The following is a 12,458-nucleotide window of genomic DNA, read 5'->3' on the forward strand; positions in this document are numbered from 1 at the left end:
CTTTCCAGCGCCTGGCGCACCCGACGCAGGCAAGACCAGCAATCAGGTGTCTGGAAGCAGGTGGTCCGCCACCAATCGCAGCTGGTGATCGCCTACCTCCGCAGCCCAGCGCCGATCATGGGTCGCTACCAGCACGGCTCCCCCTGCAGAGGTGAAGCTGCGCAGCAGATGGCTCAGCCGGGCCATCCCGGCAGCGTCCCGGCCCAGAGTGGGCTCATCGAGCAGCAGCACTGCTGGGTTCATCAGCAGCGCGGAGGCGATCACGCAGTCCTTGCGCTGCGCCGGCTGGAGGTCATAGGGGTGGTCTTCGGCGTGGGCGGTGAGGCCGGCCATTTCCATCACGCGCTGGACATCCAGCTCCCGCTGCTTCTTCGCCTGGAGCCGGTCCGCGCGCTTGAGTCGACGCCCGCCGGGGCCCAGCGGGGCGGCGCGCATCAACTCGGCGTGCACCGTGGAAGCCGAAAGCTGATCCCCGGGATCCTGGCCTACCCAGGCGATATGGTTCGCCCGGCGATGAGCCGGTTCCGCCGCGAGCTCCACCCCACCGGGACCGAGGATGCTGGCTCCGGCCCCTGAGGGGACTAGGCCCGCGAGGGAGCCGAGGAGGGTGGACTTTCCTGAACCGTTCGCGCCCAACAACGCGGTGACCTCGCCAGCGCGCAGATCCAGTTCCACGCCATCGAGCACCTGAACGGAGGCGCGATGGACAGAAAGGTCGCGCACCCGAAGCAGCACCTCGTGGCCTGGGCCCCGAGCAGAGTTCGGCAAGTGCACGGGCGTGTTCAGCGGGGTGTGAACCTCGTGGCGCGCGTCCCAGATCCCGTGTGCGGCCAGCTGAACCGGTGTGACCGAACTCGGCATCAGGCCACCCGCACTGAGCCGTTTCTCGTCCAGGAACAACACGCGGTCGCATTCAACGCTCAGCTCGTCATGCTGATGCCCGGTGAGCAGCACGGCACCACCGGTGGCGCGGAACTGGCGCAATGACCGGGCCAGCCGCCGTCGTGCGCTGTGGTCCAGTGATTGGGAGGCCTGGTCCAGCACCAGGACCCTGGGGTGCAGAGTCAGCAGGCTGGCGAGGGCGGTGAGCTGGCGCTCTCCGCCGGAGAGTGTGGACAGCTCGCGTTCGGCCAGTGCGGTGATGCCCAGCGTCTCGAGGCTGACCGCGGCGCGGGCGAGGCAGTCTTGCAGCGGCAGACCGATCAGGCGTCCAGGCAGCGCCGCCTCCTCGCGCACGGTGCGGCTGAGTCCGGTGACCTGGGCCTCGGGATCGTCGCCGAGCATGCCGATGCCGTCGTCGGTCGCCTCGCGGGAGCCGGTGCTCTCGCCGTGCTCGCCGAGCAGCCGGGCGACGGCGCGGGCGAGTGTGGAGGTCCCGGCGCCCTGGGGCCCGAGCACGGCCACGGCCTCGCCAGGATGCAGCATCAGGTCGACGCCGGTCAGGGCAGGGTCATCGGATCCGCGGTAGGTGAAGCCAAACTCGCGCAGGGTCAGCACCGGTGGGGAAGGCGGCGCAGAGGATGAGGGGAGTGGCGCGTGTTCAGGCATCGAGCTCTCCGAGCAGGTCGGTGGCGGAGGGAAGCGGCAGCAGCCCGGCCAGCGAGGTGCCGACCAGCAGCACCGAGCCGGCGGCGGCGCCCCACCGCAGTCCGCGCTGTGCCGCACCCTGGGGGTAGAACTGAGCGGGGGAGGGCCTCGGTGTCATGCCGAAGCCGCGCTGGGCCAGGGCGTCGTGGCGCTGATCCAGCTGGGTGATGGCGGTGACCAGCAGTCCGGTGAGCACGCCGGTGAGCAGACGCAGCCGGACGGACAACTTCTCGGTGTTCCAGCCCCTAGCGGCGCGGGCTGCCAGCGCCGCACGCACCCGGTGCTGGGCCAGGGGGATCAGGCTCAGCGCCGCTGCACAGACATACGCCAGAGCGAGCGGGACGCGCAGGGTCAGCAGGCCGTCGAAGGCGCGCGAAGGATTCGAGCCGATGGCGAAGAGCGCGCAGACCGCGATCATGGCCGCCACACGCAGCCAGAGCTGGACCGCGAGCGCGAGCCCTTCCACCGTGACGGCGGCGGGACCGAACTCCGCCAGCACCTGGACATCAGTGCCTGGATAGAACAGCCCCTGAATGATGCCGACCATGACCAGCATGGGTCCGGCGAGCACCAGCAGGGTCAGCAGCCAGCTGCGAAAACGCACTCGTGGCGACACCGCCGCCCCGGCCACCGCGCAGACGAGCACGGCGGCCGGGAGCAACGGGGAGGGGATCCCGTAGACGAGCAGAAGTGCGCAGCCGAGCAGGACCAGCTCAGTGGCTGGGTGCAGCCGCACGCGCAGGCTCCGCGGAGGAGGTGTTCCGGCGCCGCACCATCGAGTGCTCAGTGAACGGGAACCGGCTGCGCAGCCGCTTGGGCAGCGCCGCGATCACCAGGAAGGCCAACGCGAAGATGATGGCCTTGTCGGCCACATCGGAGCCCAGACCCTGGATGGTCGCGGCTTCCAACATCGAGGAGCCAGCGCCCTGCAGCGCGGCGACCAGGCTGCCGGTGCCCACGCCGAGTCCGCCGCCGTAGATGAAGGCGGCCACCGGGGTGGCGATCAGCCCGGTGGGAATTCCTGCCACGGCGCCGGCGATCACGGCCCACCAGATGCGGCGGAAGCCACCGAGCCGGGCGGCCCAGCCTGCCGCGGCACCGATGAAGGCGGAGCCGGCGGTGAAGGCGATGACCGTGGGGTTGATCGTCACGCCCCAGAGCACATTGGTGAGGATGCCGGTCAGCGCGCCTGCGGCCGGGCCGGCGATGACACCGATGATCACGGTGCCCAGCGAATCGAGGTACAGCGGGATGGGGGTCATGGTGCCGACGATCTGCCCCGTGGCGATGTTCAGCGCGATCATGACCGGCATCAGGGCGAGCACGCTGCGCGGAATCCGCGGAGGCGTGCCGGCGGCGATGAGTGCGGCGCCCAGCAGGTAGCCGACCATCACGCCGAGGGTGGTGTGCCCGAGGTCGGCGCCGAGGGTGGCGGGCTGGCTGGTCAACACCCAGAGATAGGTGCCGGCGATGACGGCGGCCCCCGCGGTGAGCGCGAGGGTGGACCAGAGTGGGGGAGCGGGCCGAGGGTGGGTTCCGGCGCGGTGCTGCTTGGAGGCTTTGGTGGTGCGATGCTTCGGGGTTTTTCCGGGATCCGCCGCGGTGACGGACCCCTGCCCAGAGTGCGTGTCGGTGGGAGTCATATCAGACAGGTCCTTTTCTCAGAGTGTTGGTCAGGTGATCAAGGAACGCTTCAGCGTCCAGGCTGCGGATGATCTCCGCATTGGGCACTCGGCCCCAGCGACCCAGCCAATCGGCCACAGTCTCGCCGCGTGTCAGGGTGCCGGTGAGTTCGACGTCGACCGCCGCCCTCTCGGTCTTCTGCGCCCAGGGAATTATCCCGTGTGTTTGGTGTGCAGACGAATCCGCGTCAGCCCCCTCCGCCGGCGAGGAGCTTTCAGGTTGGCCCCGGGCCCAGAGGATCGCTGCCGCGGTCACATAGGGATCATGAACATGGGCCAGGTAGCCGTGGCCGTCGGACTCGTGGAACTCGAAGTAGAACCGCAGCGCCTCGGCGAGCTGGGTCAGCCAGGCCGACCACTGCGGGTTGGCGGGTCCGGCGAGCATCTGCTCCAGGCGTGCCCGCGTCAGCGCCACGGCCTCCGTGGCTTCGATGGGCCCGATCACCGGCAGGTGTGTGGCCTCGCCGAAGGCATCGAGCACAGCCTTGGCGGCCTCCGGGTCATAACTGATGTTCCACTCGGTGGTGGGCCGGGTGTTGCCGCGGTAGTTGAAGGCCCCGCCCATGATGAACAGTCGTTTCAGCAGCTGTGGCAGCCGCGGCTCCAAGTCCAGCGCCAGCGCGAGGTTCGTGGAGGGGCCGGTGACCACGCCGATCAGCTCACCAGGGTGGGCGTGGGCCGCGCGCACCCAGGCCTCCGCCGCGGACAGCGCATCGGCGGTGTTCCCGCCGGCGGGCAGTTGGGCATAGCCGGCTCCGGTGTCTCCGTGGGTCTCCTCGGCGTACTCGGAGACCCCTGCCAGTGGATGCTGGGCCCCTGGGTGGACCGGGATCCCGTCGCGGCCGGCGAGCTGCAGCCAGCCCAAGGTATTGGTGACCACCTGGTCCGTCGAGACATTGCCGCCACTGGCCGCGAGACCAAGGATCTCGACGTCGTCCTGGCAGAACAGCCAGCCCAGCGCCAGGGCATCATCGATGCCGGGGTCACAGTCAAGGAAGAGGGGGATCACCCGTCCTATTGTGCCGGTTTCTGCTGAACAGCCCTTGACGAGGGCAGTTGATGTGTTCCTAAGGTGGGATCAGAGGTGAGTGACGTGACAGATTCAGTCCGGACAGAGGACGACGCCGGGCGGCAGGAGTGGCCGCGGTGGTCCAGGTGGATGTTGGGCGACATCAAGAAGCTGACTGTGACCTTCTGCATCTGTATCAGTGCAGTACTCCTCTACAACGGGGTGACGACCACCTGGCGCTTCTTCACGGAGACGAGCGACGGCTGGGCCCACAACGTCCAGGTGCTCGGACCGTTTCTGATCGCGGGAGGCCTCTTCTACCTCTGGGCAGGGCTGCGCCTGCGCCGGCTCAGGGCTCGGGCTGATCAGCCCACGTCGCCTGCAGCGCACTGAGCAGCTCGCTGCGCGAGATTCCAGTGGACCTCGCCTGCGCCACCGCCTCGCGCAGGTGAGCAAGCAGTTCGCCCGGAAGCACCGAAGGATGCTCCGCCACGCGCGTGCCCGCCGCGCCTCGCGTCACGATGAGGCCCTCCGATTCCAGCAGGCGATACGCCTTCGCGGCGGTCCCGATCGCGACACCTAAGTCCCGCGCGGTCTGCCGCACTGTGGGCAGCCGGTCTCCCGCGCCCACGCGCCCGGCGAGGATCAGGCCACGGTAGTGGGTCGCAATGTCCTCGGCGGTGTACTCAGCCATGGGCGTTGAGCCCGGGGTGTGACCGCGTCGCCGGGCTGGCTTGTGCGTCGGGAAGCGCGCTGGGGCGACGCAGGGCGATGCGCGCCACCATCAGGAGCAGCACATAGCCGAGGAGCTGGAGCGCGAGTGCGGACCAGAACAGCCAGGGTGAGATTGCGGAGACGCTGGTCTCCCACTGGTAGCCGTCTCTGACCAGAGTGACGTCACCTGCTGTGGACACCACTCGAGTGGCCCGAGCCAGCGTGACCAGCACTGCTCCGGCGCCGAAGAGGACGAACAGGGTGGCAAGGGCAGATCGCGAGGCCTCTTCGGCCGCCACAGTCTCCGGCCTGAGGAACGGGCGGACGGCGTTCACGTGAAGCACCACAAGCGTCAGCAGCACCAGGGCCAGTGCGACGCCGGCCACCGGCAGTCCATACGCCCAGCCGAAGAAGCTGATGAGCATTCCGCCCCCGACGCCGTCCGCATCCTCGCCGACATCCAGCACAAGAATGCGATAGATGCCGTCCTCATCCGGGCTGGAGACTGACCCGGCGAAGGCGACCAGGGCGAGCAACAGGATTGTGGGGACGATCAGCAGCCAGAGTTGGCCCGCATTCAGGAACGAGCGCCACGTTCGGGGATGGGCTGGCGCGACGGGTGCGGCGGAGGTTCGTCGGAACAGCAGCATCAGCAGCGTGAGGAAGATCAGGGCAGCACAGGCCCCGAGCAGGAGGTCTGCATAGGCCCACCAGTGGTACTCCGCCAGGAGCATCCCGTCAGCCAAGTAGCTTCTCAGCTCGTAGGAGACCGAGTAAATGAGTGCGCCCACTGTCAACACCCCCAGCCCGACGCGCACGATGGGGTCCGGACGAGCCTCACCAGGCAGGCGGGGCACGTGTGGCAGCCGGCGGCGCAGTGTTGGGAGCGAGGAACACGCGACGATGACCGCCGCGAGGATCAAGATCGGGGCATCGTAGAAGATCTGCCAGACAGGCATGGTCTCTCCAGGTGAAGAGGTGGTTCCACCGAGGCGGACTTTCTTGTATCACTGACAACGTACAAGATTTTGTGTCAGCTGAACAGTACAAGAGGTCCCACAGGCGGAACCGTTCACCTCATAAGAGCGATCAGGAGGCGTAGCTCCCGGTCAGCAGCACGCCGCCGCCGTCGACTCCCTTGGCGCCCTGGACGAAGTCCAGACCCGCATCAGCCACGCGGGCCTCCTCGGCGCTGTAGGCGCTGACCTCACCCATGACCCAGGCGGACTGGCCGGAAGCTTGCAAGTGAGCGACGGCGTCGTCGGCCTTGTCTGCCGAGACCACGGCGATCATCCCCACGCCCAGATTCAGCGTGCGCTCCAGATCTGCCTGCGGGACCGAGCCGAGCCGCGCGATGAGCGAGAACACTGCAGGCCAGGACCAGGTGGAGCGGTCTACGGTGGCCATGAGCCCGGCGGGCAGCACGCGCGCCAGGTTCGCCGCGAGGCCGCCACCGGTGACGTGGCTGAAGCCGCGGACCGGGGCCTCGGGAGAGATCTCGGCCTCGGCCGGATCGCCGTTGAGCGCGGTGACCAGGTCCAGACAGGGCTGGGTGTAGAGCCGGGTGGGCTCGAGCAGCTCCTGGCCCAGTGTGCGGCCGAACTCCTCGACCTCGCGCTCGTAGCCCCAGCCGACGGAGGAGACCACCCGGCGGACCAGCGAGTAGCCGTTGGAGTGGATGCCGGAGGAGGCCATGCCGATGATCACGTCACCAGCGCGCACCCGCTCCGGGCCGAGCACGGCGGAGGCGTCGACCACGCCGGTGGCTGCGCCCGCGACGTCGTACTCATCGGCGGCCAGCAGGCCGGGATGCTCGGCGGTCTCCCCTCCGATCAGCGCGGTGCCCGTCTCAGCGGCAGCCTTGGCGATCCCGGAGACCACCGCGGCGATCCGGGCCGGCTCCACCTTGCCGGTGGCGATGTAGTCGGTCATGAACAGCGGCTTGGCGCCCATGACCACGATGTCATCGACCACCATGCCGACCAGGTCGAAGCCGATGGTGTCGTGGATGTCCATCGCCTGGGCGATGGCCACCTTGGTGCCCACGCCGTCGGTGGAGGTGGCCAGCAGCGGCCGCGGCAGCCGCTTGAGCTCGGAGGCGTCGTAGAGCCCGGCGAAGCCACCGAAGCCGCCGAAGACCTGCTGGGTGTGGGTGGCCTCGATATGGGCCTTCATGAGTTCGACGGCGCGGTCGCCGGCCTCCACGTCGACCCCGGCAGAGGCATAGGTGATCGGAGCGCCGGAGCTGGCCGCGGCGCTGGTGTTCTGTGAAGTCACTTCTTGGCCTCCGCCAGGGGGGTCTCGTCGAGTTCGAATTCAGCGTCGGGGCCCGGATCGCAGCCGCCGCCGGGGTTCTGCGTGGAACCGGCGTCGGTGGCCGAGGGCGTCTCCAGCAGCATCTTGCCGCGCCGGCTCTCCGGAGGCAGCTTGATCGGGTAGACCCCGGAGAAGCAGGCAGTGCACAGCGTGGAGCGTGGCTGCTTGGTGGCCGCGATCATCCCGTCTTCGGAGATGTAGGCCAGCGAGTCTGCGCCTACGGCCTGGGTGATCTCGTCCATGGTGGCGCCGTTGGCGATCAGCTCCGCGCGGGAGGCGAAGTCGATCCCGTAGAAGCAGGGCCATTTCACCGGCGGGGAGGAGATCTTCACGTGGATCTCCGCGGCGCCGGCCTCCTTGAGCATCCGGACGATGGCGCGCTGGGTGTTGCCGCGGACGATCGAGTCATCCACGACCACCACGCGCTTGCCGCGGACCACATGGTCCTGGACGTTGAGCTTGAGCCGGATGCCGAGCTGGCGCAGCGTCTGCGAGGGCTCGATGAAGGTCCGGCCCACGTAGGCGTTCTTGATGAATCCCTGGGCGAAGGGAAGTCCGGAGGCCTCCGCGTAGCCCACGGCGGCGGGGGTTCCGGATTCCGGGACGGGGATGACGATGTCGGCGTCATGGGTGTCTTCGCGGGCCAGCTGGCGGCCCATCTCCACGCGGGACTCGTAGACCGAGCGGCCATTGATGTTGGCGTCTGGGCGGGCCAGGTAGACGTATTCGAAGACGCAGCGCGACGGGGTGGCGGCGGCGAAGCGGTGGGACCGCACGCCGTCGGAATCGATGGCGATCAGCTCGCCGGGTTCGATCTCGCGGATGATCGAGGCGCCCACGGTGGCCAGTGCTGACTGCTCGGAGGCGACCACCCACCCGCTGGCGAGCCGGCCCAGGACCAGCGGACGGACTCCGTGCGGATCCCGTGCGGCGTAGAGCGTGCCCTCATTCATGAACACCAGGCAGAACGCGCCCTCGAGGGTGGGCAGCAGCGCGAGCGCCTGATCCTCCAGAGAATCCCCGGGCTGGTCCTTGAGCAGAGCGGTGACCAGCGCGGTGTCGGTGGTGTTGCCCTGGTTGAGCTCGCCGAAGTCGGCCCGGCCGTGACGTTCGAGGATGCGGTCGCGCAGATCCGCGGAGTTGGTGAGGTTGCCGTTGTGTCCCAGCGCGACGGTCCCGTGCGGGGTGTCGCCCAGGGTGGGCTGGGCGTTGGACCACTGGCTGGCCCCGGTGGTGGAGTAGCGGCAGTGCCCGACGGCGATGTGCCCGGTCAGCGAGTTCAGCGTGGACTCATCGAAGACCTGGGAGACCAGGCCGATGTCCTTGTACACGCGGATACTCTTGCCGTCCGATGCGGCGATCCCGGCCGATTCCTGGCCGCGGTGCTGCAGGGCGTAGAGCCCGTAGTAGGCCAGTTTGGAGACTTCTTCCCCGGGTGCCCAGACCCCGAAGACGCCGCATTCATCCTGCGGCAGCGGGTCCTCGTCGAGGAGGTTGAAATTCAGCCGGCCATCACTCCGAGCCATGCGCAGGTTTCCTCTCTGCAGGTTCGGAACCTTGGGCTTCGAACTTCTGCAGGTCATAAGTGCGGGTGCGCTTCCGCGAGCGCCAGTCGATCAGCAGCCAGATCACCGCGCCCAGGGCCAGCCCGGGCATGGCGAAGGCGACTGTGAGGTATCCCAGCGAGCCAGCTGTGGTGTAGTCCTCGGCAGGTCCGGTCACCAGGACCACGACGACGGCGGCCACCACGGCCACCAGCACCCCGGTGATCAGGAAGGGGCTCAGTCGTGGGGTGGGGCGAACGGTCACCTGCCGACGCGCTGACGCGTCGGGCTGCTCGCGTGAAGACATATCTCCCATGCTACCGGCCCAGCCTGAGTGTCCGGCATCCTGCGGGCTGCGCAGTCGGGAGCCGGTCACGGCAGCGCGACTGAGGTCCAGCTCAGCGGCTGCCCGGGGTCACTTCAGCGGCTGCGGCGAGCCGCATTCAGGGGCAGCAGGGCGGAGAGATCGGCCCTGGTGCCGGAGGCGGAGACCCGCGCCTCGGCCACGGCGTCCGCCCAGTCGGTGGCACCGGTCGCTAGTTCGAGCCAGGTCTGAGGGGCCAGCTCCACCACATTGGGGGGAGTGCCGCGCGAGTGCGTCGGGCCCTCGACGCACTGGGTCACCCCGAAGGGTGGGACGCGGACCTCCACGGAGTTACCCGGCGCCACCTCCGCGAGCTCCTCAAGGAGGTAGCGCACGGCGGTGGCGAGGGTGGTGCGGTCCGAGCCGCCGCCCTGCCAATGCAGGACGGCGGCTCTTCCCTTCTCCGGGGAGATGCGACGTCGGGCCATATCTATCGCCTGATCAGCCGGCGATCTTGACCAGCCGCTTGTTCACGAACTCGGCCATGCCGTAGGGGCCCAGCTCGCGGCCGACGCCGGAGCGCTTCACGCCGCCGAAGGGCAGCTCGGCCGAAGTGCCTGGGGGCTGGTTCACGAAGACCATGCCGGTCTGGATCTGCTCGCCCACACGCTGGGCGCGGTCCTCATCGGAGGAGTAGACCGAGGCAGAGAGGCCGTACTGGGTGTCGTTGGCCAGCCGCACGGCTTCTTCCTCGTTCGCGACCTTGTAGACCATGGCCACGGGTCCGAAGAGCTCTTCGCCGTAGGCGCGCATGTCCGGTGTGATGTCGGTCAGCAGCGTGGGCTGGTACCAGGCGCCGCCGCGCTCATCGTAGTCACCGCCCATATGAAGGGTCGCGCCCTGCTTCACGGTGTCCTGGACCTGCTCGTGCAGATCCTCAGCCGCCGAGACCGAGGACATCGGGCCGACGAAGGAGTCCTCAGACATCGGATCGCGCAGCTCGATCTTGCCGAGCGAGTCGCGGAACTGCTCCATGAACTCGTCATAGAACTCCTCGAGCACGATCACGCGCTTGGCGGCGTTGCAGGCCTGGCCTGCGTTCGCCATCCGGCCGGAGACCGCGCCCTTGACTGCCTGGGGGAGGATCTCGCGGTCGAGCACGAGCAGCGGATCATTGCCGCCGAGCTCGAGGACGACCTTCTTCAGGTTCTCGCCCGCGGTGGCGGCGACCTTGGTGCCGGCCCGCTCGGAGCCGGTCAGCGAGACGCCCTGGACGCGGGGGTCCGGGATGACGATCTCCGCGATCTGCTGGCTGGAGACGTACACGTTGGTGTAGGCGTTCTCCGGGAAGCCGGCGTCGTGGAAGATCTGCTCGATGGCAGCTGCGGACTCGGGGCACTGGGATGCGTGCTTGAGCAGGATCGTGTTGCCGATCATCAGGTTCGGCGCGGCGAAGCGGGCGACCTGGTAGTACGGGAAGTTCCAGGGCATGATGCCCAGCAGCACGCCGAAGGGCTCGCTCTGCATGAAGGCGCGTCCGTCGGGAGCGTCGGTGATCTCCTCGTCCTTCAGGAACTCTGCACCGTGATCGGCGTAGTAGTTGAAGATCGAGATGACGATGTCGAGCTCGGAGCGAGCCTGCTTGATCGGCTTGCCCATCTCACGGGTGATGATCTCCGCGAGCTTGTCCTTGCGCTCCTCGTAAAGGTCAGCCGCGCGGCGCAGCAGGTTGGCGCGCTCGGAGAGCTCGGACTTCGACCAGGTCGTGAAGGTCTCGGCTGTGCGGTCCAGGGACTCGCGCAGCTGGTCGTCGGTGAGGGTGGCGAACTCCGCCTCGACCTCACCGGTGGCTGGGTTGGTGACTTTGTAGTCGGCCATAAGAATCAATGCCTCGCTTATCAGTGGTCGTATCCTGACCTGTCCGCCCAAGCGGCGGACTCTGCCGACGCTATGACGCGGCGCGAGTCATCACAAGCTCAGAGGGCACTATTCAGGGGTTGTTCACCAGCTGGCGAAATCGACCGGTCGCGCGGAATAAAACCCGGGGTAGGTGCTGACGGGGAGTCGGTGCTGAGCAGGCGGCTCAGAGCCGGTCGAGCAGGTCAGTCAGAGCCGGTCAAGCAGGGCGGGGGCGAGGCGGATGCTGCCCACCTGCTCCCCGGAGGCTCCACCGGTGATGGGCTTGACGATCTTGCGCAGCACCGGCCCCAGGGCATCCAGCTCGATGACCCCGCGGGCCGCCAGCAGGCTCAGCGCGACCAGGTTCGTGGCGCGTGAGGAGCCGTCGAGCACCTTCACCGCCACCGCAGTGCCATCCGGCGCCGCGACCACGAGCACACCCTCGGCGCCCAGCTTGGCCGTCAGGCCCAGCTCTTCGAGCACCAGGGTGTTGGCCTCTCCCTGGCCGTGGACGGCCCAGGGGTAGTCCAGCATCGCCTGGTTCACGGTGAAGGCATGCACCTCGGCGTCGCGCCGCGAGGTGGAGGCCGCCAGGGTGGAGAAGCCGCGGGCCAGCCCGGTCAGCGAGAGCGCGGGTGCCGGTGCGCCGCAGCCGTCCACGCCGACCACCGTGGGCTCCTCGCCGCAGTATTCGGTGATCACATCCATGATCACCTGCTGCAGCGGGTGGGAGCGTTCCAGGTAGGTGGCCAGCCGCCACCCATTGGTGCGTGAGGCGGCGAGGAAGGCCGCGTGCTTGCCGGAGCAGTTGAACGCCAGCCGGGTCTCGGTCTTGCCCGCTTCCAGGTGGATCCGCAGATCCTGCGTGCGGGCGGGCCAGGCGGTGGGGCATTTCATCGCGGACTCATCGAGGCCCTCCGCCTCCAGCACGCTCGCGGCCAGCTCCTGGTGCTTGCGCGAGCCCACATGGGAGCCGCAGGCCAGCGCCACCGCCTCGGGAGAGATCAGTGCGCCGGAGCGCAGCGAGGCGATCGCCTGGAAGGGCTTGAGCGTGGAGCGCGGGAACATCAGCCGCTGCGGGGCGCCGATGGACTCCAGCACCTGCCCGTCGGGACCCACCACCACGGCGGAGCCGATGTGCCGCGATTCGACGACGCCGGCGCGGGTCACCACCGCGAGTTCCACCGACTCCTCCACGGAGGCGGTGGCCAGCTCATGCGAATCGCCACCGCTGGATTCCGAAGGGTGCAGGGCGGTGGGGGTTTCGGCCGAGCGGCGCACGTGATCCATGCGCCCAGTCTACGGAGCCGGAGCCTGGCTTCTGGGGACCCGTTCCGAACCTGGGTGCGGCACGGTGAATACCAGGGCGCCGCAGGGTCCATCCGCTGACCCGTTCGATAGGC

At 68.5% G+C, this 12,458-nt stretch carries 13 protein-coding genes; 1 reads left to right on the plus strand and 12 read right to left on the minus strand.

Features of this window, described 5'->3' with window-relative positions:
* Positions 1 to 42 precede the first annotated feature (42 nt).
* The 4 genes from H4W26_RS09775 to H4W26_RS09790 are packed head-to-tail and all read right to left on the minus strand — an operon-like array spanning position 43 to position 4,278.
* Positions 43 to 1,548: an ATP-binding cassette domain-containing protein gene (locus H4W26_RS09775; RefSeq protein ID WP_192591854.1), complete on the minus strand. Its 1,506-nt coding sequence runs from the start codon at positions 1,546 to 1,548 to the stop codon at positions 43 to 45.
* A complete protein-coding gene (locus H4W26_RS09780; protein WP_318779827.1) occupies positions 1,541 to 2,323 on the minus strand; it encodes an energy-coupling factor transporter transmembrane component T family protein in 783 nt (260 codons plus the stop codon). Before H4W26_RS09780 ends, H4W26_RS09775 begins: the two co-directional genes overlap by 8 nt.
* Positions 2,301 to 3,230 (minus strand): ECF transporter S component, encoded by a 930-nt coding sequence (locus tag H4W26_RS09785; RefSeq protein ID WP_192591855.1) that lies wholly within the window; start codon positions 3,228 to 3,230, stop codon positions 2,301 to 2,303. The genes H4W26_RS09780 and H4W26_RS09785 overlap by 23 nt, the downstream gene beginning before the upstream one ends.
* A 1-nt stretch (position 3,231) precedes the next feature.
* On the minus strand, positions 3,232 to 4,278 hold the full coding sequence (locus tag H4W26_RS09790) for a nucleoside hydrolase (protein WP_318779828.1): 1,047 nt from the start codon (positions 4,276 to 4,278) through the stop codon (positions 3,232 to 3,234).
* 84 nt (positions 4,279 to 4,362) lie between these two features.
* Here H4W26_RS09790 and H4W26_RS09795 point away from each other — a divergent pair, with 84 nt between their 5' ends.
* On the plus strand, positions 4,363 to 4,671 hold the full coding sequence (locus H4W26_RS09795; protein WP_192591856.1) for a hypothetical protein: 309 nt from the start codon (positions 4,363 to 4,365) through the stop codon (positions 4,669 to 4,671).
* Here the strand turns inward: H4W26_RS09795 and H4W26_RS09800 are convergent.
* From H4W26_RS09800 to H4W26_RS09835, 8 genes are all read right to left on the minus strand, one after another.
* A complete protein-coding gene (locus tag H4W26_RS09800) occupies positions 4,628 to 4,972 on the minus strand; it encodes a GntR family transcriptional regulator (protein ID WP_192591857.1) in 345 nt (114 codons plus the stop codon). The two genes, H4W26_RS09795 and H4W26_RS09800, sit on opposite strands and share 44 nt — an antisense overlap.
* On the minus strand, positions 4,965 to 5,951 hold the full coding sequence (locus H4W26_RS09805; protein WP_192591858.1) for a hypothetical protein: 987 nt from the start codon (positions 5,949 to 5,951) through the stop codon (positions 4,965 to 4,967). The genes H4W26_RS09800 and H4W26_RS09805 overlap by 8 nt, the downstream gene beginning before the upstream one ends.
* Before the next feature lie 130 nt (positions 5,952 to 6,081).
* Positions 6,082 to 7,269, minus strand: a complete 1,188-nt coding sequence (gene purM / locus H4W26_RS09810; protein WP_192591859.1) for a phosphoribosylformylglycinamidine cyclo-ligase — start codon at positions 7,267 to 7,269, stop codon at positions 6,082 to 6,084.
* The gene (gene purF / locus H4W26_RS09815) at positions 7,266 to 8,834 is read right to left on the minus strand and encodes an amidophosphoribosyltransferase (protein WP_192591860.1); all 1,569 of its coding nucleotides are present in this window, start codon (positions 8,832 to 8,834) and stop codon (positions 7,266 to 7,268) included. The genes purM and purF overlap by 4 nt, the downstream gene beginning before the upstream one ends.
* Complete coding sequence (locus H4W26_RS09820; protein WP_192591861.1) at positions 8,821 to 9,159, minus strand: hypothetical protein; 339 nt, start codon at positions 9,157 to 9,159, stop codon at positions 8,821 to 8,823. The genes purF and H4W26_RS09820 overlap by 14 nt, the downstream gene beginning before the upstream one ends.
* Positions 9,160 to 9,272: 113 nt before the next feature.
* On the minus strand, positions 9,273 to 9,644 hold the full coding sequence (locus H4W26_RS09825; protein ID WP_192591862.1) for a sterol carrier family protein: 372 nt from the start codon (positions 9,642 to 9,644) through the stop codon (positions 9,273 to 9,275).
* Between the two features lie 13 nt (positions 9,645 to 9,657).
* On the minus strand, positions 9,658 to 11,034 hold the full coding sequence (locus H4W26_RS09830; protein ID WP_192591863.1) for an NAD-dependent succinate-semialdehyde dehydrogenase: 1,377 nt from the start codon (positions 11,032 to 11,034) through the stop codon (positions 9,658 to 9,660).
* 228 nt (positions 11,035 to 11,262) lie between these two features.
* Complete coding sequence (locus H4W26_RS09835) at positions 11,263 to 12,345, minus strand: asparaginase (protein ID WP_192591864.1); 1,083 nt, start codon at positions 12,343 to 12,345, stop codon at positions 11,263 to 11,265.
* Positions 12,346 to 12,458: the final 113 nt, after the last annotated feature.

This window comes from Nesterenkonia halotolerans (genome assembly GCF_014874065.1).
Lineage (GTDB): Bacteria > Actinomycetota > Actinomycetes > Actinomycetales > Micrococcaceae > Nesterenkonia > Nesterenkonia halotolerans.